Genomic DNA, 24,359 nt, shown 5'->3' on the forward strand with positions numbered 1-24,359 from the left:
CCGGTTCCTCTTTCGGTCAGAATAAGGGAATTGCTGGATTAGCCCGCAATGGTGGAGGTGGCATGCTGTGCCGGCTCCTTGACATCGGTGTTGCGGGTTACCTTGGCAGAGGTGGGGATCTCCTCACCGGGACGGAGCAGTCTGGCCTGTACAACAAACCGCAGGTCACGCTTCTCAACGCTGTCGGTGTACTTGTAAGCACAGGTGGACAGGGTCAGGATACGGTCAGAGGTGTTGACATCCACATCGTAGTCCAGACGGGAACGATCCTTGGCCTCCTGGATCATAGCCGAGAAGGTGGCATCGTCCGGGTTCTCCAGATGGTACTGGAAGCCCAGGTCGGTGAAGTAAGCGGCATAGATTACCCATACCATCTCATCATCGGTGGTGGAGAAGTAGATTACCGGATGCTCCTCAGCAAAGGAGAAGTCATTGGCGCTTGCCACATCATCACCAAAGATAGTGCCGTCGTTGTTGAAGTCTACAAACTTGAACAGAGCACCGAACTTCAGGGTATCCTTGGGGCCAGTGGTAACATTGTGCATGTTGTGGCCGTAGATAATGGTGTTCCGGGACAGGTCGTTGCGGTTGCCGAAGGTGTTGCCTGCATCGGCAAAGTAGCAGCCATAGAAGTCATAATCCGGCACGCCGTCACCGTCTGCATCCTTGCGGTCCCAGGACAGACGCTCATACTCAGTATTGGTATCGCCCTGTACAACCTGCTCGTCGATCTCAGTGCCGGGTACAGTCAGCCAGCCCACAACATCATTGTTGACAGCAAAGGCTGCGTTGATGTTGTCCAGAACGGTCTGCTCCGGCTCTACCGGATCACCGCTGGTGGGTTCAGTGATGGGGTTGGAAATGCTGGAATCCTCACTGCTGCCCCGGTCACCGGTGCAGGAAGTCAGGGAAAACACCATAACGCCGCACATAGCCAGCGCAATGGCCTTACGAATGAATGAGTTCTTTGTTTCCATTACTCTTCTCCTTTAAGTTCGCTATTGTTTCGGGAGGCCGCATTGTATACCAGGCCCTGGGATGCGTCCACTCCCACCGAGATCCCGCCCCGCAGGATCTTGGTGGCATCTGTGGCTCCCACGATTACCGGAATGGCACGGGTGATCTCCTCCGTGTCAAAATCCAGCTCCTCGGCTTCGGTAATCAGTCCGGAGGCCTTGCCAAGCAGGTCCAGAAGCGGTTTCCCGATTGCAGGTATTACTAATATATCATTTTGTTTGAATTTCTGCAATGCCTCTTCCGCATTTTTTGCAACACAAAGATTGCCAACCGTTTTATGGCTGTTGAGCCCTCTGCCGCGCACCAGGCTGTATCCCGCTACCGCCACCTTGAGCAGGTTGGTGGTGCCGGGAATGCCCAGCGGCACACCGGCTGTGAGCACAACCAGATCCCCATCCCGGCAGAGCCCTTCCTTCATGGCAGCTGCTACTGCCGCGTCAAAGAGCTCATCGGTGCTGGACTTCATCTGCATGATGATGGGAGTCACACCCCAGGCCAGGCTGAGCTGACGGAACACTTCCTTGGAAGTGGTGCAGGCAATGATCGGTACACCCGGACGGAACCGGCTGCACATCCGGGCCGTCTGGCCCGACTGAGTCACACTGATGATCGCCGCCGCATTCAGATCGTATGCCGTGGTACAGGTGGCATGGGAAATGGCATTGGTCACATCATCCGGATGGTAGTCATGGCTGTAAAACCGCCGGCGGTAGTCAATATCCTGTTCGGTGCGCCGGGCAATGGTTGCCATGGTCGCCACCGCTTCCACCGGATATTTGCCTGCCGCGCTCTCACCCGAGAGCATGATGGCACTGGTGCCGTCATAGATGGCATTGGCAACATCATTGGCCTCCGCCCGGGTGGGACGGGGGTTATTACTCATCGACTCGAGCATCTGGGTGGCAGTGATCACATGCTTGCCTGCCATGTACGCCTTCTTGATCAGCGACTTCTGATGGATCGGCACATCTTCCAGCGGGATCTCCACGCCCATATCACCCCGGGCTACCATGACACCGTCCGAAACCCGCAGGATCTCGTCGATGTTTTCCACGCCCTCGGCATTCTCGATCTTGGAGATGATCTTGATGCGGCGCCCGCCATGTTCCTCCAGGAACCGGCGCATCTCACCCACATCTTCGGCAGTGCGCACAAAGGACGCCGCCACAAAATCAAAGCCGGTTTCAATGCCGAAGAGCAGATCCTGCTTGTCCGCTTCACTGAGGAAGGGCAGTGTCAGATGCACACCCGGCACATTGACACCCTTGCGGTTGGAAACCCTGCCGCCGCTCTTGACTGTGGTGTGGATCTCCCCCTTGTCGGTGATATAATCCACCGTCAGTTCGATCAGACCGTCGTCGATCAGCACCCGGCTGCCCGGACGCAGATCCCGGCCCAGTCCGCCATAGGTGATGTAGGAACGTTCCTCTGTACCCGGCACCTGTTCCGGTGTCAGGATAAAGTGCGCGCCCGGCTGCAGCATAACCGCACCGTTTTCAAACACACCCAGCCGGATCTCCGGGCCCTTGGTGTCCAGCATGGTACCGATGGGGAGGCCGAGTTCCTCCCGCAGGCGATCCACAATCCGGAACTTTTCCAGATGTTCCTCATGGGTGCCATGGGAGAAATTGAACCGGGCCACATCCATACCCGCTTCCATCATACGCCGGAGAGTTGCCTCATCGGAACTGGATGGCCCCAGCGTACAGATAATCTTTGTCTTGCGCATCAAACCATTCACCACACCTTTCTCTACGCCGCTGTTGCAGTTCTGTTTTCATTGTATCGCAGCAGCCTGGAAAATGCAACGGAAAATGCGCCTGGGCTGCAAAACCGCAGTCCTTTTACAAAGTGCCGTTCCCTGCCCATTTTACTGCATCTTTTTCGTTCCCTTTTTGGTCCCCGGGGGTTTTTGGCCCCCTCTCCCTTGACAAACGCTCCCGGCTGTATTATGCTTACTGTATTAGCTATATTAGTACACTAAGTACAGATGCCGGTGCACTCCTTCTATTATTATAGGGGAAGCGATCCGGCACTGTCCCGCAAGCGAGGTGAGCAGATGTATCAGCTTGATTTACACAGCCGTGCGCCCATTTATCAGCAGCTCAAGGAGAAGATCCTGCGGCTGATTATGGCAGGCGCCATCGGTCCGGGTGATCCGCTGCCGTCGGTGCGGGTGATGGCCAGGGAACTGGGCATCAATCCCAATACGGTAGCCAAAGCCTATCAGGACCTGGAAAAAAGCGGTCTGATCTATTCCGTAGCCGGCAAGGGCAGTTTTATCAGCGGGGAGGAAACCCTGGACCGGCAGGTTGCAGTTTCAGTGCTGGATCATCTTCGGGAAGCGATCCGGGAAGCCCGCAGTTCGGGGGTAGACCGTCAGACCGCTCTGATCCTGATCGATGAAGTATATAAGGAGGGGAACGCACAGTGATCATCACACGGAATCTGACCAAACTCTTTGACCGCTATGAAGCGGTAAGCAATCTTTCGCTGGAGATCCAGCCCGGCTGTATCTATGGACTGGTGGGAACCAACGGTGCAGGCAAATCCACGCTGCTGCGGACTCTTGCCGGCATTTACCGTCCCAGTTCGGGGGAAGCCCTGCTGGACGACCATCCCATTTTCGACCATATCCCTGCCAAATCCCGGATCGTACTGGTCCCCGATGATCTGTGGTTCTTTGCGGGAGCCACCCTTTCGGAGATGGCAGCCTTTTACCGGGCCTGTTACCCCGGCTGGAATGAGGAAAAATACCACCGTCTGCTGACTGCCTTTCCGCTGCTGCCGGATAAGAAGCTCTCGGGATTTTCCAAGGGCATGCGGCGGCAGGCAGCCCTGATCCTGGCACTCTGCCGGGAACCGGATTACCTGCTGCTGGACGAGGCCTTTGACGGTCTGGACCCGGTGATCCGTCTGGCAGCCCGGAAGCTCATTGCCGACGAGGTATCCGGACGGGGCATGACCGCCCTCATCAGTTCCCACAACCTGCGGGAACTGGAGGACCTGTGCGACCATGTGGCGATCCTCCATGAGGGACGCCTGCTCATGACCCGGGAGATGGACAATCTGCGCACCAGCTACTGCAAGGTGCAGACTGCTTTCAAACCGGCAGTGGAAACCCTGGATCTGCCCGGACTTTCCATTCTGCGCACCGAACGGGTGGGCAGTGTATGGACCCTTCTGGTCCGAGGCAGCGAGGAGGAAGTCTTTCAGGCGCTGCGTCCCCTGAATCCGGTGATCCTGGACTGCATCTCCCTTACCCTGGAGGAAGTATTTATCAGTGAAATGGAGGCTGTGGGCTATGACTACAATCACATCATCTTCTAAATACGCCGGCCTGACAGCCATGCTCCGGCATGATCTGCGCCGCACCCGTCTGATGAGCGCCCTGTTCTTCCTGCTGGAATTCATCGCCCTGCCCCTGCAGCTGGCGCTCCTGCTCTTCAGCCGTCCGGAACGGGGATTTACCCTGCGCACAGCCACCTATGCACAGATCTACGGCAACCTCTCGGCTGTGCTGTTCCCCATGGTGATCATGCTGTCGGCAGCTGTCATCGCCATGCAGCTCATGAACTATAACTTCGGACGCCGCTCGGTGGATGTCTACTATGCCCTGCCCTTTACCCGCCGGCAGATGATTCTTTCCCATCTCATCGCCGGTACCCTGGCAATTTCGGTGCCCATTGTCCTCAACCTGGCTATTACTGCCGGTCTGGCTCTGGTCATCAATCCGGCTGTGGGACTGGGCTGGCTCGCCAAGGACCTCCTGCTGTGGATTCTCGTGGGCTACTGCGTGTTTATCAGCATTATGCTCACCGCCACTCTCATGGGCAATGCCGTGGACACCGTCCTCTATGCCGGTATGCTCAACCTGGAACCGGTGCTGCTCTTCCTGGCAGTGCTGGCTACCCTGGGCAGCTTTGTGATCGGCTTCGATCCCTCCTCGCTGCTCAATCGCAATATCCTCTACCTCCACCCCATTCCCATGCTCATTACCCAGATCTTCAGTGACACCTGGGTTCCCCTGAGCGGCTGGGCTGTGGGAATCTGGACAGTGCTGATTATCGGCGGCACCCTGCTCACCGTCTGGTTCTACTCCCATCGGGACGCGGAACTGGCGGAAAATGTTGCCCGGGACAACTGGTTCCGGCTGATCCTCAAGATCACTTCCTCCTTCCTGCTGGCGACTGTCTTTGCCTATATGATCTTCGCTGTCATCACCACCGGCGGCATCTACCGCTCCCCCTCGGAGGAAATGGCCTTCGTACTGGGCAGCGCTGCCGGCGCCGTCATCGGCTATCTGGTGCTGGAAGTCATCTTCGGACGCGGCTTCAAGACTGTCCGCGGCAACTGGTGGATCTGCCTGGCAGACATCGTGCTGGCAGCAGGAATTGCCCTGATGGCAGTCACCGGCCTGTTCGGCTACGAAACCGCTGTGCCCTCTGTCGCTTCGGTGGAATATGCTGAAGTGGACGGTTATCTCAGCCGCTATTACCGGTCTCACTCCGGCCTGGATATTCAGAATACCGTTCATTTTACCGATGAGAAGGCCATTGAGTCGCTGACCCAGCTGCATCAGAGCGCCATTGCCGCCGCCCAGTACCAGGCTGCGGAAGGCAATCCTGAATACAGCACCAGTGCCCGCCTGCGGGTGGTTTACCACCTCTACAACGGCAGCACTGTGACCCGCAGCTATTATGGCCTGGCCCTGCCCGAGGACGGAGCTGAGCGGTTCCGTGACCTGTACAGTACCGCCGAGGCTCTGGAACAGAAGAACCCCGTCATGCAGATCGGCAAGGACGAGGTCCGTCTGGGCGACATCACCGTGATGAACCTTTCCGGCGCGGAAACTCTGGTCAGCGATTCCCAGACCGAGCGTCTGCTGGAAGCGGTGCGGCAGGACATCTTCGATACCGCCGCTGAAAAGATCAACCAGTCGGGCGAGCCGCTGATCTATCTGAACATCGGCTATCACTATCCTATGATGGAATACTATTACGATGCTGCGCTGGGAAAGAGTGTGGAGCATCCCGCCGGCGAGGGCAGCGATTCCATCCAGCTCCCGGTATATGAGAGCTTTGATACCACCCTGTCCCTGCTGGGTGAACTGGGTATTGAGGGTAAAGCCTTTGATCCCACTGATTATATTGCTGTTTACGGCGTCTATGACCACTATGATCTGTGGATGGATTCCGCCACCTTCCGTGCCAATTCCGGCCTGGCCTACTACTGGGTCGGCGACTATCAGGTTATGGGCGAGACCTATTCCGGCCTGGCAGACGACCCCTCCACCATGGAACTGGTAGATGTGGAATGGTCTGACACCCCGTCCCAGCCGGCAGGCAAACTCACCGCCGAGGAGATCCAGATGCTCTATGATCTCTCCTCCCCCTGCGGCGACGGAGAAGATGAGTACAGCAACTGCCTGCTGCTCTTCGACACCGGCATCACCGACAGCGACGGACGCAATCATCTGATGCTGATCCGCTTTATCCCGGAGGAAACCCTCCGCTCGCTGGACACCGGTCTGCTGGAGCGCATGACCCTCTCGGTGGAAACAGATGCCGATGGACAGGTTTATATCGGACAGAACAACGCCCTGTACCTGAACAACTGGCCCCAGGCCAACCAGGACTAAGCCCCCCAATCCCTCTCCCTCTGTGAGGGAGAAATCCCAATACAAAAACCGGCAGCCCCTGCTTCCCGCTATGGGTCAGGGGCTGCCGGTTTTTTTGCTCTCTGCCGGGCCGGAGAGTATATCACATACTGCGGCACATCCCGCAGAACACCCTGGGACAGAGCAGTGCACCAAAGCAAACGCCCGCTTTCCTCTCGTCCGGAGGAAAGAGCCGGGGCACTGGATTCGGTTGGGGGAATCACATGAGCGGTGCCATCAGACGCAGCAGCTTGGTGAAAGCCCGGTGATGGAGCGGGGCACGGTTCAGCTCATCCAGTTCCACCGGCTGGCACACCTTCAGGGTCCGGAGAATATCGTCCCGCACCTTGGCAGCCATGGTGGACTGATAGAACGAAACCCCGCATTCAAAGTGGAGATAGAAGCTGCGGTAATCCATATTGGCAGTGCCCACGATTGCCACCTGATCGTCCGATACGAACATCTTGGAGTGGATAAATCCGGGGGTGTACTCATAGATCTTGACGCCGCCCCGGATCAGCTGGGCATAATAGGAACGGGTCACCATGTGGACATACCACTTATCCGCCACATGGGGCGTAATGATGCGCACATCGATTCCGCTCTGGGCGGCGTTGATGAGCGAAGTGACCATTTCATTGTCCAGGATCAGATAGGGCGTCGTGATATAGACATAGTCATGGGCCCGGTTGATGATCTGCATATAGGCAGTTTCCGACACATTGAGGTTGTCCAGGGGGCTGTCGCCGAAGGGCTGCACAAAACCATCGCTGGGCAGGTTCATGGTGGGACGGTACCGGTCAAAGTCCGCCTCCACTGTGGTGGTGAACTGCCACATCATCAGGAACATCAGCGTGAGGTTCCACACCGCCTGTCCCCGGAGCATCACGGCGGTATCCTTCCAGTGTCCGTGCTTCTCATAGGCGTTGATATACTCGTCCGCCAGATTGAGTCCGCCGCAGTAGCCGATATTGCCGTCAATGACGGTGATCTTCCGGTGATCCCGGTAGTTCATCGCCATATTGAGATGGGGACGGAAGGGGTTGAAGATAGCTGTGCGGATGCCCGCCTTTTCCAGGGTGGAACGGTAGTTGGTGGGCAGGGTCTGGAGGGTGCCCACATCATCGTAGAGCAGCCGGACTTCCACACCGGAAGCCGCCTTCTTCTTGAGAATCTCCAGGATGGGGTCCCACATCTGGCCCTCCCGAATGATGAAATACTCCATGAAGATAAACTTCTGCGCCTTCTGGAGCTCCTCTTTCAGCGATTCAAAGAACGCCTCACCAATGGGGAAATACTCACCCTGGGTGCCGTCCCATACCGGGAAGCCGGATACATTTTCAATATAGGCCGCTTCGGTGGCAAGATCCCGGCCCACCTTGGAGAGATCCTCCCAGCAGCGGAAATTAGGGTGGACCCGCTGAATGGTGGCATCATAGAACTGCTGGATGCGGGCTTTCAGATCGTCCGGGGTGCGCTGGTTGCCGAACATCAGATAGAACAGCCCGCCGAATACCGGCACAGCTGAAATCAGCAGCACCCAGCTGAGTTTATAGGCAGGGTTGGCCTCGCCGGTGACCACCCAGACGGACACACCCACGCTGAGCACCAGCAGCAGCGGATAGGCATAGACCAGATGTCCTTCCAGGGTGACCAGCAGCGCCACCAGGAATGCCAGCTGCAGGAAGATGAGCACGCCCACAATGACCATCCGGCTGAACAGGAAGCGCAGGATCTTGCGCAGGGATATTTTCTGACGCAGGGTGCGTCGGTCATGCTTCTGTTTACTGCGCCTGCTCATGGGGAACACTCCTTTTTCCTGAAATCGTCATACGGGAATACAATTTTTCATACAATTTCAGAATACCACCCCTGTTTGACAAAATCAATCCATTCCCTGTAAATATTCCCAGGGGTTTCGGTTTTATGTGAACTCTAAGTAACAGTTTTTTGAATGGACTGGGCAGGGAAGGGATTTATTGTTATAATAAGGCTGGGAAAAAAACCGCAGCTTCTGTACCGGCACCGAAAAACTGCCGGGGATTTGAGTATAACAGACCACCAATCAGAAAGGAGAAACGACAATTTGGAGAATATAACATTTGAACGCATCAAGAACGATGAAATTATCCGGGAATACATCCGCCGGGCTGACCGGAACCTGGCAGCCATGGGCTATACCAAGCATTCCTTCGGGCATGTGACCAAGGTAGCCGAAGGCGCCGCCGAGATCCTCACCGCCCTGGGCTATGACGAGCGCACTGTGGAACTGGCCCGGATCGCCGGCTTCCTGCACGACATCGGCAATGTGGTGAACCGGGCGGATCATGCCCAGTCGGGCGCCATTATGGCCTTCCAGCTGCTCACCGGCATGGGTATGCCCGCCAAGGAGATCGGCTATGTGGTATCGGCAATCGGTCACCACGATGAGGGCACCGCCTTCCCGGTGAATGCCATTGCCGCCGCCGTGATCCTGGCAGACAAGAGCGATGTGCGCCGCAGCCGGGTGCGCAACAAGGAGAACACCACCTTTGATATTCACGACCGGGTTAACTACGCCGTGGAAAAGTCCTCGCTGATCCTCAACCGCAGCGCCCGCACCATTTCGCTGATCCTCTCCATCGACACCAGCATCTGTGCCGTCATGGACTACTTTGAGATCTTCCTCACCCGCATGATGCTCTCCAAGCGTGCGGCGGAATATCTGGATCTCTCCTTCAAGCTGGAGATCAACGGCACCCAGTTCCTTTGATCCCCTGCGCCCCATCGCAAAAAAGCTCCCCTGGCGATGCCGGGGGGATTTTTCTTTGCCCGGCATGATGAACCCGGCTGTGCGCCGGACCGCATCGGGGCCTCCCCGATTTCGCCGTATACCCGCACTCCCCGGCTTCCACCCCGCTTCTCCCTGCATAATAAAAAGGTATGGCCCTCGCAGGTCATACCTTTTTCTGTTCTATTCCGACTGTTCCCGGGATTTGCGCCGGAACAGTCCCGCTGCCCGGCTGTGGTTCTGCTGCCGCCGCCGGAGGGTTTCCTCCCGGTCGATCTGCCAGCTGCCGTCCACGCAGACCAGGCAGTCCCCTTCCCGCACCCCGGCGGGAAGTCCGGCAAGGGGCAGTTCCCTGCGCCCGTCCTCCGTTTCACAGACAGCAATGCCGCCTTCGATCCGGTCAATCACCAGCATGGTCCCTTCCCCCTTACAGGAGCTGTTCCGGCTCCCCGTTGTCACTCTCCACCCACAGGGAAACCCCATCGGTGGTGATGCGGATCTCGCCCAGCAGGTCGGTGCGGTAAACCGGGCCATACTCATTCAGGCGCTCCAGCGTTGCCGCTGTGGGATGCCCATAGGAATTGCCCTCGCCCACCGAGATCACCGAGCAGACCGGGTCCACTTCCGCCAGGAAGTCCGCTGTACTGGAGGTGGAGGCGCCATGGTGTCCCACCTTGAGCACATCTGCCGAGAGATCCGCTCCGGCGGCGATGAGGTCATTTTCCGCCTTCTTCTCCATATCCCCGGTAAAGAGGAAGGAGCGGTCACCGGCGTCCACCCGGCATACCACCGAGGTGAGGTTGAGGTCATCATAGTCCGCCACCGGGCCGAGAATGGTGAGTGTCACCCCGTCGCCCAGGGAATAGCGGTCTCCGGGCTGTGCCGGGATTACTTCGGTTTCCGGACTCTGCTCCAGTGCTGTGAGCAGGTTCTCATAGACCCGGCTGGTGGGAGTGAGATCCTCCGGCAGCTCGGTCATGATGAAGGTCTTTGCCGGAACGGCTTCCAGCACCTCTGCCATACCGCCCATGTGGTCGGAATGCATGTGGGTGGCAATCACCAGATCCAGCTGTTCCACCCCGTACTCCTTCAGAGCGCCCACCACCGTATCGGCATATTCTGCCTCGCCGGTGTCAATGAGCACCGTCTGTTCCTGGGTGCGCAGCAGGAAGCTGTCCCCCTGCCCCACATCCAGGGCAATCATCTCAAACAGCCCGTCCACCGGCTCTGCCGGGGTCTGGCTCAGATCCGATACCGCATCACTCACTTCGCCCAGGGCGTCCGATACCGCCGGGAGGTCGATCCGTCCGCCCCGCAGCAGGGTTGCCGCCGCCATAAACAGACAGATCAGCGCTGCCGCCAGTCCGCCTTTATTCTTCTTTCGTTTTGCCATTGTGCCTCGCCTTATTCTGATTTCTGCAGTTTCATCTCATACCAGCGTTCCTTGCTGATGAGTACCTGCCGGGGTTTGGAGCCTTCAAACGGGCCTACAATGCCCATCTCCTCCATCTCGTCCACCAGACGGCCTGCCCGGGCATAGCCCACCTTGAGCCGCCGCTGGATCATGGAGGTGGAGGCTTGTCCGGCTTCCACAACGCATTCGATGGCGTCCATCAGGAGCTCATCGTGGTCGTCAAAGCCGCCGCCATCCTCACCGGAAGAGGACTTTGCGCCCTTCTCCGCCGGGATATTCTTTTCAATCTCTTCCATGACCTGATTGTCATAGCTGTGGGTCTGGCCTTCCTTGATGAAGTCCACCACCCGTTCCACTTCCTTATTGGATACAAAACAGCCCTGGACACGCACCGGCTTGGGCGAACCCACCGGCGCATAGAGCATATCGCCGCGTCCCAGCAGCTTTTCAGCGCCGCCGGCATCGAGGATGGTCCGGGAGTCCACCTGGGAGGATACCGCAAAGGCAATCCGGGAGGGGACATTGGCCTTGATGATACCGGTGATGACATCCACCGACGGACGCTGGGTGGCAATCACCAGATGCATACCCGCCGCACGGGCCATCTGAGCCAGACGGCAGATGGCGTCCTCCACATCCTTGGGGGCAGCCATCATCAGGTCGGACAGCTCATCGATGATAATGACAATCTGGGGCATGGTGGGCAGTGTTTCATGGCTGCGGGCCATCTCATTGTAGCTCTCCAGGTCCCGGACATTGTTTTCCGCAAAGGTCTTGTACCGGCGGAGCATCTCACCCACTGCCCAGTTGAGGGCACCGGCTGCCTTCTTCGGGTCGGTGACCACCGGCACCAGCAGATGGGGAATACCGTTGTAAATACCCAATTCCACCACCTTGGGGTCGATCATCAGCAGCTTGACCTCCTGATCGGTGGCCTTATAGAGAATGCTCATGATAATCGAGTTGATGCACACCGACTTACCCGAACCGGTGGCACCGGCAATGAGCACATGGGGCATCTTTGCCAGATCCGCCAGCATGATGTTGCCGGCAATATCCCGTCCCAGCGCCACCGAGAGCTTGCTCTTGGCCTCCACAAAGGCGCCCGAGTCGATGACCTCCCGCAGAGTGACGGTGGCAATATCCTTGTTGGGCACCTCGATGCCCACGGCGGGCTTGCCGGGGATGGGTGCCTCGATGCGCACGCCCGACGCCGCCAGATTCAGGGCGATATCGTCTGCCAGGTTGGTGATCTTGCTGATCTTCACACCGGCAGAGGGCTGAAGCTCATACCGGGTGACTGCCGGACCCCGGCTGATGTCGATGATCCGGGTCTGGACGCCGAAGCTCTGGAGGGTATCCACCAGACGCTGGGCATTCTGCTTGAGCTGCTCGCCGTCCAGTGCTGTATTGCGGGGCTGGGGCTCATTGAGCAGCGTAATGGACGGGAACACATAGCTGCGCTCGGGCTGGACCGCTGCCGGTGCCGCAGGCTCCAGGCTCTCCTGGGGCGCGGCAGGCTCTGCCGCCGGCTGGGGCACCACTGCCGCCGCTGCCGGTCGGGCTGCTTCCGCCTTCTCCCGGGCTGCGGCCTGCTTCTGGGCCATGCGCCGGATAATCTCGTCGATGTATTCGTGATCCGGCTCTTCCGGCACTTCCAGTTCCTTTTCTCCGGGCTCCGGCTCCACGGCCTGGGGCTCGGGCGCAGGGACTTCTACTTCTGCTGCCTCTGCCGCCTCCGGAACTTCCGGCTCCGCGGGAATCGCCTCCTCAGCAGGCTCCTCCCGGCTGCCGTCCCCGAAGGCTTCCGCTGTGGCGGAGACCTCCCGGCGGGCGGGCTGGGGCGCCGCTGTATCCGGCGAGAAGAACCGCCGTGCCGCCTCGGTCAGGGCATTGCGCGCGCCGGACTGCTCCGGCTCCGGTTCCTCCTCGTCCTCTTCCTCCGCCAGCGGGTCCACCGGCGGTTTGGTGGGCATGGGTACATCAATATTGAACTTGGGACGCCGGGGCTCTGCCTCTGCCATGCGCTGGCTCAGGGTATCCACAGCGCCGCTGTATGCCTCGCTCACCTTCCGGGCGGGCTTTTCCACCATGCCGGAATAGAGTCCCACCAGGGTGGACCCGGTGAGGAACATCAGGCAGATAAAGATACCCAGCCCCAGGATCACCAGAGCGCCAACCTTGCCGCAGGCGTTCACCAGCGGCACACCCAGCAGCGAACCGATGAGTCCGCCGCCCTTCATGGCAGCGCCCTGGGCATAGAGCTCAGCGACCATCTCAGTGAACTTCTCACTTTCGGGGACAGTGCCGCCGCCCGCCTGTACCGCTGCCGCAATCAGCACCGCCAGCAGGGTGAGCAGGATCGCCTGCACCTTGAAGCGGGTATACCGGCTGTCCGAGGAGAGCACGGCCGCCAGATAGACCGGGATCAGTGCCGCACCCCAGGCCACGATTCCCAACAGGCCGAACATGGCTTTGTGCGCGGTATTCCAGATGCCTTCGCCGGGCAGGAACACCAGCGCGCAGAACAGCAGACCCACTGCCATCAGGATAATGGCGCGCATCTGCCGCTGGGCACGCAGCCGGGCTTCCCGGGCTTTGGCGCTCTCCCGGCGGCGCCCGGTGGATTTTTTGGTTGTGGATTTTTTTGTGCCAGTTGCCATGAACGGACGGGCCTCCTCTTTTATTACCAGACCGGAAAACGATCAAATCTATCCTTATCAGTATAACACAAATCCGGAGTCGAACCAAGGGTGAAACAAAAAAGGCGGACAGTCCCGAAGGAGGACTGCCCGTCAGAAAAACAGGGAAACATCACGCCAGCATACCGGTGATAGCCTGCTGGATCACATGACCGGAGAACAGTTCGATGATGCCCAGAATCACCACAATGGCACCGGCGATGAGGGTATAATAGGCGAAGTAACGGAACTTGTCGCTGACCACCAGCCGGTTGACCAGGGCGATTGCCAGCAGGCCGAACACCAGCGAGGTGACAAAGCCGATGATGACAATATGCAGCGGCAGGGCGAGGCCATTTTTCACCACTTCAGGGATCTCCAGGATCACAGCGCCCAGCACAGCGGGAATGCCCATGATAAAGGAGAAGGTGACGGCGAACTTCTTGCCAAGGCCCATCATCATGCCCACCGCCACGGTGGAGCCCGACCGGGAGATGCCCGGCATGGGGGCAATGGCCTGGGCCAGACCGATGGCAAGGGCATCGGAATACTTCATACTGGCGGCATTCTTGCCGGTATCGGGGCACTGGCAGGCCAGGGTGAGCAGGATACCGGTGACGATCAGGCAGAGGCCTTCCACAATGATGCCGTCATCGGTGGAGAAGCTCTCATAGAAGTCCTTGAGGAATACCACAAACACCAGCGGCAGCAGGGAAACGATGAGCAGGAAGATCATCTTGCGCTTGGGGGAGACCCGGCGGAAGGTAAACCGGCCCCGGAAAATATCCCCGAGCATGGCAAAGGCCTCACAGATCAGTCCCCAGATGGTGGGGAAGAAGGCGAGGATCACTGCGAACAGGGTTCCCAGATGCAGGACAATGGAGAAAAAGGCGCCGCTTTCACCGGAAAGACCGGTGAAATACTGGAAGATGGAGAGATGTCCCGAGCTGGACACCGGCAGAAATTCGGTGAGCCCCTGGATCATTCCCTGCAGAATTGCTTGCCATACAGACATAAGATGCCTCCTTATGTAAAACTTGCCGGCAGGGTCAGAGCCGCTGCCGGACTGAGCGGTCATCAGGTCCGGAACCGGGTCCCGGGCCTGTGCCTTTTTATGATTGATCTGCCTGTTCCGGCAGGGTACAGCCGGGCTGCCAATCCGCCCGGAGATAGTCTGCCGGGCAGGTGGAGCAGAGCCGGGTGATCCGCACCCCGCTCCCGCTGCGGATGCCTGTGAAATACCGTCCGTCCCGCTCCAGCGTGACCGGTTCAGGCTGCCGGACAGGAAAGACCATGTCCATGGGAACCGGAGTATAGAGAATCATTCTCTCCCCTCCTCTTCCCGGCTGGAACGCTCCTCTTCGATCATGGTATAGAGGCAGTCGATGGCTTCCGCCAGCCCGCCCAGATGATCGATGAGCCCTTCCTCCACTGCGGCTTCGCCGTCCAGGACTGTACCCACATCCATCATCAGTTCGCCGGTGGTCATCATCAGTTCCCGGAACCGCTCCGGCGAGATGGAGGAATTATCGCACACAAAGCGGACGATACGCTCCTGCATCTTATCAAAATAGGAGAGGGTCTGGGGAACACCCAGCACCAGGCCGTTCATACGCACCGGATGGATGGTCATGGTGGCAGACGGCGCAATAAAGGACTGCCGGGCACTGACTGCCAGCGGCACGCCGATGGAGTGTCCGCCGCCCAGCACCAGCGAAACGGTGGGTTTGTTCATGCCGGCAATGAGTTCGGCAATGGCAAGGCCCGCCTCCACATCACCGCCGACGGTATTGAGAATCACAATGAGCCCCTCAATCTGAGGGTCCTGCTGGATCGCCACCAGCTGAGGGATCACATGCTCATATTTGGTAGTCTTGTTCTGCGGAGGCAGGATATAATGCCCCTCCACCTGCCCGATAATCGTCAGGCAGTGGATCACATACTTCCCGCCCGCAGGTGTCACCGACCCGGTTTTCACGATCTGCTGATCCTGATCAGCCCGGCGTTCGGTGAGCAGTTCCTCTTCTGTTTCCTCCTCGCAGCTTTTCGGCTTCTGGTCCTTATCCATGCCAGCTCCTCCTTTGCACAAAATTCCGGTTTTTACACCTTTATCCTGTGCACTGCCGCCGGTTTTATACCGGCACAGCGAAGGTCCGAAAATCAGAACAGAACCCGCTTCAAAAACGCGTCAGCATTTGCTGCCAGGATATTATAGCACACTCCCATTCCCGGTGCAATTTACCAGCCCCTTCGTTTTCAATATGTTCAAAATTGCAAAAAAAGAACCTCCCCCAGCCGGGGAAGGCTCCTGGATCAGTACGGACTCAATAGCCCCGTGTTTCCTCCAGGGATTCGTCCTGGAGAATGTACTGGTTGTGGACATTGTAGACCCGGAAATGTTCCTTGTCGTCCCGGATCACCACTGTTTCAATACCGGCGTTGATAATCATGCGCTTGCACATGGCACAGGGATTCGCCCCCTGGACATACTCGCCGGTCTGCACTTCCCGTCCCACCAGGAACAGAGTGGAGCCCAGCATATCCATCCGGGACGCCGAAATAATAGCATTGGCTTCGGCATGGACCGAACGGCACAGCTCATACCGCTCTCCCCGGGGGATCTGCAGCTTTTCCCGGGTGCAGTAGCCCAGGTCACAGCAGTTTTCCCGGCCCCGGGGCGCTCCCACATACCCGGTGGAGATGATCTGGTCGTTCTTGACAATGATCGCTCCGAAATTCCGGCGCAGACAGGTTCCCCGAGCCAGTACAGTTTCAGCAATATCCAGATAATAATTCAGTTTGTCCCGGCGCATGACAGTCCTCACTCTCTTGTTTTGACAAAATTCGGCTTTTCTCCTATTGTACGGCAAAATGTTCTGGTCCGCAACAGAAATCTATCATTCCGTGCCCGGTTCTTTTATGCTATAATATCCACAGAGAAAACGGTCCTGTATCAATCCCGACCGGTTCCCATCAAACGGCTTTGTCCGCTTTCAGGAGGCATCCATGCAGAATCTGTCCAATATCTCGGTGATCCGGGATCTGCTCACCCGCTATGGCTTCACCTTTTCCAAGGCCCTGGGCCAGAATTTCCTCATCAATCCGTCGGTCTGCCCCCGTATGGCAGAACTGGGCGGCGCTGCGCCCGGCACCGGTATGATCGAGATCGGCGCCGGTATCGGTGTGCTCACAGCCGAGCTTGCCAAGCGGGCGGATAAGGTGGTCTGTGTGGAGATCGACAGCCGTCTGCTCCCCATTCTGGACGAAACCCTCGGGGAATTTGATAATATCAGAATTGTCAACGACGACGTGCTGAAAGTGGATCTGCACCGGCTCATTGAAGAAGAATTCGCCGGCATGGAGGTGGCAGTCTGTGCCAACCTGCCCTACTACATCACCTCGCCCATCCTGATGCACCTGCTGGAGGAAAAGCTGCCCATCCGCTCCATTACAGTCATGGTGCAGAAGGAGGCCGCCGCCCGGCTCACTGCCGAGCCCGGCACCCGGGAAGTGGGCGCCATCAGCATTGCTCTGCGCTACTACTGCACCCCGTCGGTATTGTTCCAGGTGAGCCGGGGCAGCTTCATGCCCGCCCCCGATGTGGACTCCACAGTGATCCGGCTGGATCTGCTGCCCGAACCGGCAGTGAAGGTCCGGGACGAAGCCCTCTTCTTCCAGACAGTGAAGGCGGCCTTTTCCCAGCGCCGCAAGACTCTGCCCAACTGTGTGAGCGGCTTCTTCCGCCTGCCCAAGGGGGAAGTGACTGCCCTGCTGGAGGCAGCGGGAATCCCAGCCACCGCCCGGGCGGAACAGCTCTCGATGGAACAGTTCGGCGCCCTGTGCGAAGCCCTGTATGACCATGGCCTCCGGGGAACTCCCGGCGCCTTTTCCGAATAACCCCACAGAAAATCAGAACCGCCCGGCCTGTACAGATGCAGGCCGGGCGGTTTTTTCTGGTTCAGCGCAGGTTCTCCCGGTTCAGGGCGTCCATCATATCGAGAATGAACCGCTTCTGTGCCGGAGTACAGGCCTGGAACTTTCCGGTGAACTCATCGGCAAGATAGGCAGACTGCTCGGTGGCAGTCCCCAACAGGACTGCGTCCGGGGTAACTCCCAGGGCATCGCAGATCCGCACCAGCGTTTCCAGGCTGGGAATGGAATAGCTGCGTTCAATATGGGAGAGAAAGTTATTGGTGATCTCCGCCTTTTCTGCCAGACTGGCCTGGGTCATGCCCCTGCTTTTCCGCAGCTCGGCGATCCGTTTTCCGATCCGATTGTAGTCTACTGCCATCTTGCTTCACCTCTCCTGTTTAGGATAGTGCAGGACAATGGCGAATCAAACAAAATATAAGTACTATTATACTTGTAATGATAATCAATCTGCTTTATAATACAATTATACTTTTAATTACAATCCTGGAGGCAGCCCAGTGTTCAAATCCTCCCGGACAGCGGACACCTTCTTTGAAAACCTTGTAAATATCTTTATCCATGCATGCGCTCTTTTGCCGATCCTGTTGACAGTTTTCGTGCTTGCGGTGATGTTCCAGCAGACTTTCTCCTAAAAAATCGCAGCCCTGACAGCAGATACTGTCCGGGCTGCGCTTGCGTTTATGAATCTTTGGGGAACCTTACTTGTGGTCTACCTCATACATATGGTTGATGAGTTCCAGCACCTTGCAGGAATAGCCCCACTCGTTATCATACCAGGCCACCAGCTTTACAAACCGGGGATTGAGCATGATACCGGCCTTCTCATCAAAGATGGAAGTACGGCTGTCGCCGATGAAGTCGCTGGATACCAGATCTTCATTGGTATAGCCGAGAATGCCCTTCATCTTGCCTTCGCTGGCTTCCTTGACGGCAGCACAGATCTCCTCATAGGTGGTATCCCGGGCCAGACGGACGGTGAGGTCTACGACCGACACATCCAGTGTGGGTACACGGAAGGACATACCGGTGAGCTTGCCCTTCAGCGAGGGGATTACCAGGGCGCAGGCCTTGGCAGCACCGGTGGACGAGGGAATGATATTGCCCGAAGCTGCACGGCCGCCTCTCCAATCCTTCTTGGAGGGACCGTCCACAGTCTTCTGGGTTGCTGTGGTGGAGTGTACAGTGGTCATCAGGCCTTCTTCAATGCCAAAGGTATCATGGATTACCTTTGCCAGCGGGGCCAGACAGTTGGTGGTGCAGGAAGCATTGGATACAACAGTCATATCCGGAGTATAAACTTCCTCATTGACACCCATGACAAAGGTGGGGGTATCCTTATCCTTGGCAGGAGCCGAGATCACAACCTTCTTGGCGCCGCCCTTGAGATGAGCCGATGCCTTTTCTGTGGTGGTGAATACACCGGTGGATTCTACAATGTATTCCGCGCCGCATTCGCTCCACGGAATCTCCTCGGGATTCATGCAGCCATAAACTGCTACTTCCCGTCCGTTTACAACCAGCTTACCGTTCTCTGCCTTTACTTCGCCGTTGAAATGGCCATGGATGCTGTCATACTTGGTCATATAAACCATGTAGTCCAGATCCACAAACGGGTCATTGATGCCGACGATCTCATACTTTTCCGGCTGGGCCACCGCTGCGCGGAATACCAGACGACCGATGCGTCCAAACCCATTGATGCCAATTTTCACTGCCATGTTATAAAACACTCCTATCCACAGTTTCATTGTTTATGAGCTTATGTTTATTGTACCTGATTTGCCTGCGTTTTTCAATATATCCCGGAAATCCCTTCCGCAGAAGTTCAGCTGTCCGGTTGAAATCCGATTTCTCCTTCTGTATAATAATGGTATATGACAGTTTTCGACAAAATTCGACCATCTCCGGCTGATGGATCTGTACACCACGGGTTATACTAAGTTCCGGTTGATTTTTTCACTGCGGAGGACAGCATCATGCAGCAAACTCCCTCTCCCATCGAACAGATCAAAATACTCTATACCAATACCAATCTTCCAGCAGCTCTCTATGCGGCAGACGGCAGTGTGATCTGGCAGAATGCTGCCGTGCTGTATCTGGCACAGCTTTTCCCCTGTGAGGAATGGTCCGCTGCGGCTGTCCGGGAAACTGCTGCCCGTATTGCCGGCAATTCCGGACAGCCCCTGTCCTATCAGACCGTTTCACTGGCCCATTATACCCTCACTATCCTGCCGCTGGATCAGGAAGGCCCCTTCTTGATCACCTACCTGCCCGGCGTCCGGGAAGCCGAAACCCCGAACCTGATGCCGGCACTCCTGGCAGGGAATGCCCATCTGCGGCAGATCGTCGGGAGTCTCTTCTCGGCGGTGCTGGGACTGTGCAATGTGGAGGAGCTCTATGAGGATAAGCAGGGCTATCCGCTGATCCGGCAGATCAACCGGGACTGCCAGCGCCTGCTGGGCTCCGGGGAAAATCTGGAGCTCTATGCCCGACTGTCAGCAGGACAGTCCGGAGAACCGGAGGTCTTTGATCTCACCGCCCATCTGGAGGATCTCTCCCGGGCGCTGACCTCCAAGCTGCGGCTGCAGCCCGGCATTGACTACTCGGACAAATTCTGCAAGGAACCGCTGGCAGTGCGCATCGATCCCCATCAGCTGGACTGCGCTGTCCTCAACCTGGTGGACAACAGCCTCCAGGCCCTGATGGAGAGCGAAGCCGCCACTCTGCGTCTTTCCCTGCGGCACAGCGGGGACGAAGCAGTCATCACCCTCACCGACAATGGCCCCAGCCTGCCTGCGGAATATGCCGAGCAGGTCTTTGAGCCCTTCTTCAGCCTGGACGAGAGCCGCCGCTCCCTGGGTCTGGGTTTGACTGTGACCCGCATGATCCTGGAACGCGCCGGCGGACGGGTGATGGCCTCCTTCCGGGAGGGCTACGGCACCACCATCTCGCTGATCCTGCCCCTCCAGCCCGGTCTGGAACTGCGCTCGGGCAAACTCCCCTCCGCCTCGGCGGACTACTTCGCCCGGGATTCGGTACTGCACACCCTGCTCTCGGACATCATCGAGCCGCCCATGCCGTAAATTTTTGCGCAAAACAAGAACAGCCTGTCCGCTCCGGCATAAACCGGACCTGCGGACAGGCTGTTTTTATTCTGCTGTTATTCTGAGAGGTCGGATTTCTCCCGCTTGAAGAAGTAGAATCCATCCGCTTTCTGCACCAGTTCCCAGCCCTCGGCTCCCAGCGTATTGAGCAGATTCTCCAGTTCCTGGGCCTGCTGTTCATACTGCCGGGTGGTCAGCGCCAGATTCACTGCCGGTGCGATCACCTTGTACTCAAACTGTTTCATGCCGTGCTCTCCTTTTTACTGCCGTCCGCCCCGGTCAAAGAGGCGGTTCATCCGGGCAATGCGCTGGGCCAGCCGGTTGGTCAGGCTGCCACGGCGCAGCCGCCAGGTCCAGTTGTCCGCCGGGTTCTCAAAGCCCGAAAGCCGGGACGAACTGCCCAGCTCCAGGAAATCCTGCACCGGCGAGAGGACAATCGCCGCCTGGCTCAGCCACATGGTGCGCAGCACCGACCAGGCCTGGTCCCGGGGCAATGCCGTGCCGATGTACTCATTGACATCCTGTGCTGTGGCCTTGTCCAGGGTCTTGATCCAGCCCCGGATGGTATCGTCCGAACAGGTGCCCACATAGGCAATGGCAGTGCGGTCATACCAGTGGGGCAGATGCCGGGCAGCCGCCCGTTCCCCGAACCCCTTCTGGAAGGCATGGGTATAGCGGCCTGCCGCAGCCAGATCCCCGGCAGAGGCCCGTCCGATCTGCAGGAGGGTCTCGCAGAAGTCATCGGCTGTGACCCAGGTGGGCTCATAGAAGGCAAAGACCTCCTCCCCGTCCACCCGGCGGTAGACCTTGGTAATATCATAGAGCCGGCGGCTCCAGGCAAGGCGCTGCTTCCAGCGGTCGGCAAAGGCGTCCCGGAAGCTCACATCATTGGCAGCGGGATCGGTCCACAGCTCCACACTGGTTTCGGGCAGCTCGAAGGTCATCGACCCCATGAGCCGCACACCCTTCTGGGCAGCATACCGCCGGAGCTGTCCCCACTGTCCATAGAACAGGTACTGCAGGTACTCATAGAACCGGATGCGCCGGTCCAGACGGATGCGCAGCCGGTCCAGCTCCGCATGGGAACGCCGGGCCACTCCATCTCCCCAGAGAGGCAGGGGCAGATACTGGAACTGCTCATAGATGGCGGCAAAGAGGGCATAGTCCTCCAGCCAGTCCTGATTGTCCTCCCGGAAGCGATCAAAGCTGCTGTCCGGCAGGGAACCCAGGGCATCAAATACCATTTCCAGCGCCTTGTATTTGGCGGCAGCTACCTTGGAATAGCTGATCTTGGCACGGTCCCGTCCCCAGTCCATCCGGGAGAGCTCCCGGCTGGAAAAGACACCCTGATCCACAAAGGGCTGCAGGTCGATGAGCAGGGGATTGCCTGCCCGGGCACAGAGAGCATTGTGCGGGGAGAAACTGCTGTCGGTATGGCAGATGGGCATGATCTCCCATACATGGACATCCGCCGAAGCCAGGAAGTCGATGAAATCACAGGCATCCCGGCCCAGTGTTCCAATGCCGAAATCCGACGGCAGTGAAAAGATGGGCATTACCACTCCGCTTGTACGCACAGATCTCCCCCCTTTATGATCGGCTCCGTCCGTCCCAGCCATACCGGCTGAGATCCACATGAAAATCCACCACTTCTACTCCTTCCGCCCGCAGACGCCGGGCCTGTTCCTGCCGGAAGGACCGGCTGGACAGTTCTCCCGAGGCGGACACCACCCGATGACAGGGCAATAGTTCCCCATAGGGATTGCGGGCCATGAGCATTCCCACCGCCCGGGCTGCCCGGGGACGCCCCGCCAGCAGAGCCAGTCCTCCATAGGTCACCACCCGTCCGGGCGGAACCTGCAGAAGCGCCTCTTCCACCCGCTGGGCAAAGGATGGTTCACTTGGATTCTTTGGTTCCATACTTCTCCTTCATATAGGCCTTGATGGGAACGGCTTCCCCATTCTGTCCCGCTACGAATACGCCGTCCAGCATACCGTCCAGTCCGGCCCGGAAGGCTTTGACATACTCCTGACGCAGCCGCTGCTGTTCGGCCTTTTCCTCCTCGGTCAGACCCACAGTCCGGGATTTCTGTGCCAGTTCATTGATGCGCTTGACTCTTTCGTCCAAACCTGCACACTCCTGTTCCTATATAATAATAGTATTGTAACATAAAGTTCCGTTCCCGGCAACGGCGAACGCAAAAAGCACGAAACGGCAACGCAGCCATCTCGTGCTTTCTGCTCAACAGGAAAAAGAAAAACAGGGGACTCTCCCCGCTGAACGCAGGGAAATGAAGGGGAAAACTTACTTCTTGGCGCCCATGGGACGGGGCTTTACACCTGCCGGAATGGGGCAGACATAGCCGTCTCCCACCCGGGCCGCATGCTCTGCCTTGGCCTTTTCCAGCAGCTCCGGGGACTCGAACAGATCAATGGCAGTTCCAGCCATGACCCGTCCGGCCTGAAGCATGGCGGCATGGGCCACCGGTGCCTTGCCCTGGGCTACCAGCTGCCAGGAATGTCCGGGAGTACCCGAAGCATAGCAGGCGGTATTCACCTGGGCAGTGGGACAAACCCAGCTCACATCGCCCACATCGGTGGAACCAGCCATTGCCAGCTCCGAAGAGTGATAGGGCACAATGAAATCGTTGAGCGGATCGCCCAGATGCTTCCGGTAGAGCTCCTTCTCAGCGGGATCAGTGGCCTTGTCCAGCAGGGCTGCCACGGTGTCGCTCTTGTTCTCGATGCTCTCCCGGATCTGACGGGCAAATTCCCGGTCAGCGTCGGTGTGCTCCGGCAGGCCGGCTTCACACAGGTTCTTGTAGATCAGCTCCTCCATCACCGTATTGGGGATCAGGTTGGAGCAGGCTTTGTAGAAATCAATGGTCAGGTCGGTTTCGGTCATCATAGCCGCACCCTGGGCGATCTTGTTCACCCGGGCATAGATCTCCTGCACCTGGGCATTCTTGGGCGCCCGGATCAGATAGAGCACCTCGGCCTCCGGCTGCACCACATTGGGGGAATAACCGCCGGTATTGGTGATGGCATAGTGGATGCGTGCCTCCGGGATCACATGCTCCCGCAGGAACTGCACGCCCATGTTCATCAGTTCCACGGCGTCCAGGGCACTCCGGCCCAGATGGGGCGCCGCCGCTGCATGGGCTGCCACACCCTTGAAGTGGTAGGCCACCTGCACATTGGCAAGGCTGCTGCCGGTCATAACGGCATTGAGATCCGAAGGGTGCCAGGCCACAGCGGCATCCAGCTCGTCAAAGACGCCCTCCCGGGCCATGAATGCCTTGCCCGAACCGCCCTCTTCACCGGGGGTGCCGAAGTAGACCACCGTACCGCTGTGTCCGGTGTCCTCCAGGTACTTCTTGACGCCTACGGCGGCGGCAATGGAACCCACGCCGAACATATTGTGTCCACAGCCGTGACCGGCGGCGCCGGGACAGAGCGGCTCCCGAACCGCGCAGCCCGCCTTCTGGCTCAGGCCGGACAGGGCATCGAACTCGCCCAGGATACCGATCACCGGCTTGCCGCTGCCATAGCGGGCGGTGAAGGCGGTTTCAATGCCAGCCACCCCACGGGTGACGGCAAAGCCCTCCTTTTCCAGCTGCCGGCAGAGTGCCTCTGCCGACTGATGCTCGGTAAAGGCCAGTTCCGCATAGTCCCAGATGGCGTCGCTCAGCGCCGCAAACTCGGACGCTTTGGAATCAATCACCTCATACACTGCTTTTTTATCCATGATACAGGCTCCTTCCATCGGTTCTCCCCTGCC

Annotated in this window: 23 protein-coding genes; 6 read left to right on the forward strand and 17 right to left on the reverse strand. The window is 58.1% G+C overall.

Annotated features, from left to right (window positions below):
- Positions 1-38: 38 nt before the first annotated feature.
- Together H9X81_RS01825 and pyk are read right to left on the reverse strand one after the other, a co-directional pair.
- Positions 39-977 (reverse strand): class B sortase, encoded by a 939-nt coding sequence (locus H9X81_RS01825; RefSeq protein ID WP_204719371.1) that lies wholly within the window; start codon positions 975-977, stop codon positions 39-41.
- A complete protein-coding gene (gene pyk, locus H9X81_RS01830; protein ID WP_204719380.1) occupies positions 977-2,746 on the reverse strand; it encodes a pyruvate kinase in 1,770 nt (589 codons plus the stop codon). Before pyk ends, H9X81_RS01825 begins: the two co-directional genes overlap by 1 nt.
- A gap of 330 nt (positions 2,747-3,076) precedes the next feature.
- Here pyk and H9X81_RS01835 point away from each other — a divergent pair, with 330 nt between their 5' ends.
- The 3 genes from H9X81_RS01835 to H9X81_RS01845 are packed head-to-tail and all read left to right on the forward strand — an operon-like array spanning position 3,077 to position 6,658.
- The gene (locus tag H9X81_RS01835) at positions 3,077-3,451 is read left to right on the forward strand and encodes a GntR family transcriptional regulator (protein WP_177505137.1); all 375 of its coding nucleotides are present in this window, start codon (positions 3,077-3,079) and stop codon (positions 3,449-3,451) included.
- Positions 3,448-4,347: an ATP-binding cassette domain-containing protein gene (locus H9X81_RS01840; RefSeq protein WP_204719382.1), complete on the forward strand. Its 900-nt coding sequence runs from the start codon at positions 3,448-3,450 to the stop codon at positions 4,345-4,347. The genes H9X81_RS01835 and H9X81_RS01840 overlap by 4 nt, the downstream gene beginning before the upstream one ends.
- Positions 4,322-6,658, forward strand: a complete 2,337-nt coding sequence (locus H9X81_RS01845; RefSeq protein ID WP_204719384.1) for a DUF6449 domain-containing protein — start codon at positions 4,322-4,324, stop codon at positions 6,656-6,658. Before H9X81_RS01840 ends, H9X81_RS01845 begins: the two co-directional genes overlap by 26 nt.
- 238 nt (positions 6,659-6,896) lie before the next feature.
- On the opposite strand, the gene cls is transcribed toward H9X81_RS01845, so the two are convergent.
- A complete protein-coding gene (gene cls, locus H9X81_RS01850) occupies positions 6,897-8,477 on the reverse strand; it encodes a cardiolipin synthase (protein WP_243423889.1) in 1,581 nt (526 codons plus the stop codon).
- A gap of 285 nt (positions 8,478-8,762) precedes the next feature.
- On the opposite strand from cls, the gene H9X81_RS01855 reads away from it, so the two are divergent.
- Positions 8,763-9,428, forward strand: coding sequence for an HD domain-containing protein (locus H9X81_RS01855; RefSeq protein WP_224762479.1), 666 nt, complete (start codon positions 8,763-8,765; stop codon positions 9,426-9,428).
- 201 nt (positions 9,429-9,629) lie between these two features.
- Here H9X81_RS01855 and H9X81_RS01860 read toward each other — a convergent pair whose 3' ends face one another.
- From H9X81_RS01860 to H9X81_RS01890, 7 genes are all read right to left on the reverse strand, one after another.
- The gene (locus H9X81_RS01860; RefSeq protein ID WP_191392986.1) at positions 9,630-9,860 is read right to left on the reverse strand and encodes a DUF3006 domain-containing protein; all 231 of its coding nucleotides are present in this window, start codon (positions 9,858-9,860) and stop codon (positions 9,630-9,632) included.
- Positions 9,861-9,873: 13 nt separating this feature from the next.
- Positions 9,874-10,839 (reverse strand): ComEC/Rec2 family competence protein, encoded by a 966-nt coding sequence (locus H9X81_RS01865; RefSeq protein ID WP_204719388.1) that lies wholly within the window; start codon positions 10,837-10,839, stop codon positions 9,874-9,876.
- Between the two features lie 11 nt (positions 10,840-10,850).
- Entirely contained in the window at positions 10,851-13,523 is a 2,673-nt protein-coding gene (locus tag H9X81_RS01870) for an FtsK/SpoIIIE family DNA translocase (protein WP_243423892.1), read from the reverse strand.
- 151 nt (positions 13,524-13,674) lie between these two features.
- On the reverse strand, positions 13,675-14,556 hold the full coding sequence (locus tag H9X81_RS01875; protein ID WP_204719390.1) for an undecaprenyl-diphosphate phosphatase: 882 nt from the start codon (positions 14,554-14,556) through the stop codon (positions 13,675-13,677).
- A gap of 97 nt (positions 14,557-14,653) precedes the next feature.
- Positions 14,654-14,866, reverse strand: coding sequence for a YlzJ-like family protein (locus H9X81_RS01880; protein WP_191392983.1), 213 nt, complete (start codon positions 14,864-14,866; stop codon positions 14,654-14,656).
- Positions 14,863-15,609 (reverse strand): ClpP family protease, encoded by a 747-nt coding sequence (locus tag H9X81_RS01885; RefSeq protein WP_191392982.1) that lies wholly within the window; start codon positions 15,607-15,609, stop codon positions 14,863-14,865. The genes H9X81_RS01880 and H9X81_RS01885 overlap by 4 nt, the downstream gene beginning before the upstream one ends.
- A gap of 256 nt (positions 15,610-15,865) precedes the next feature.
- Entirely contained in the window at positions 15,866-16,354 is a 489-nt protein-coding gene (locus tag H9X81_RS01890) for a deoxycytidylate deaminase (protein ID WP_177505124.1), read from the reverse strand.
- 193 nt (positions 16,355-16,547) lie between these two features.
- On the opposite strand from H9X81_RS01890, the gene rsmA reads away from it, so the two are divergent.
- Complete coding sequence (gene rsmA / locus H9X81_RS01895; RefSeq protein ID WP_204719392.1) at positions 16,548-17,438, forward strand: 16S rRNA (adenine(1518)-N(6)/adenine(1519)-N(6))-dimethyltransferase RsmA; 891 nt, start codon at positions 16,548-16,550, stop codon at positions 17,436-17,438.
- Positions 17,439-17,499: 61 nt separating this feature from the next.
- Here the strand turns inward: rsmA and H9X81_RS01900 are convergent, their stop codons facing one another.
- Together H9X81_RS01900 and gap are read right to left on the reverse strand one after the other, a co-directional pair.
- Complete coding sequence (locus H9X81_RS01900) at positions 17,500-17,832, reverse strand: helix-turn-helix domain-containing protein (protein ID WP_204719394.1); 333 nt, start codon at positions 17,830-17,832, stop codon at positions 17,500-17,502.
- 340 nt (positions 17,833-18,172) lie between these two features.
- The gene (gap, locus tag H9X81_RS01905; RefSeq protein WP_191392980.1) at positions 18,173-19,192 is read right to left on the reverse strand and encodes a type I glyceraldehyde-3-phosphate dehydrogenase; all 1,020 of its coding nucleotides are present in this window, start codon (positions 19,190-19,192) and stop codon (positions 18,173-18,175) included.
- A 258-nt stretch (positions 19,193-19,450) separates the two neighbouring features.
- Between gap and H9X81_RS01910 the strand changes: the two genes are divergently transcribed.
- Positions 19,451-20,557, forward strand: coding sequence for a sensor histidine kinase (locus H9X81_RS01910; RefSeq protein ID WP_204719397.1), 1,107 nt, complete (start codon positions 19,451-19,453; stop codon positions 20,555-20,557).
- 77 nt (positions 20,558-20,634) lie between these two features.
- On the opposite strand, the gene H9X81_RS01915 is transcribed toward H9X81_RS01910, so the two are convergent.
- From H9X81_RS01915 to H9X81_RS01935, 5 genes are all read right to left on the reverse strand, one after another.
- Positions 20,635-20,823 (reverse strand): DUF4177 domain-containing protein, encoded by a 189-nt coding sequence (locus H9X81_RS01915; RefSeq protein ID WP_204719399.1) that lies wholly within the window; start codon positions 20,821-20,823, stop codon positions 20,635-20,637.
- 15 nt (positions 20,824-20,838) lie between these two features.
- A complete protein-coding gene (locus H9X81_RS01920) occupies positions 20,839-22,155 on the reverse strand; it encodes a 4-alpha-glucanotransferase (protein ID WP_204719401.1) in 1,317 nt (438 codons plus the stop codon).
- A gap of 13 nt (positions 22,156-22,168) precedes the next feature.
- Complete coding sequence (locus tag H9X81_RS01925) at positions 22,169-22,498, reverse strand: MGMT family protein (RefSeq protein ID WP_177504620.1); 330 nt, start codon at positions 22,496-22,498, stop codon at positions 22,169-22,171.
- Positions 22,476-22,706, reverse strand: a complete 231-nt coding sequence (locus tag H9X81_RS01930) for a DUF896 domain-containing protein (RefSeq protein WP_177504619.1) — start codon at positions 22,704-22,706, stop codon at positions 22,476-22,478. Before H9X81_RS01930 ends, H9X81_RS01925 begins: the two co-directional genes overlap by 23 nt.
- A 177-nt stretch (positions 22,707-22,883) precedes the next feature.
- Positions 22,884-24,326: a M20 family metallopeptidase gene (locus H9X81_RS01935; RefSeq protein ID WP_204719403.1), complete on the reverse strand. Its 1,443-nt coding sequence runs from the start codon at positions 24,324-24,326 to the stop codon at positions 22,884-22,886.
- Positions 24,327-24,359: the final 33 nt, after the last annotated feature.

This window comes from Hydrogenoanaerobacterium saccharovorans, assembly GCF_016901815.1.
GTDB classification, from domain to species: Bacteria; Bacillota; Clostridia; order Oscillospirales; family Ruminococcaceae; genus Avimicrobium; species Avimicrobium caecorum.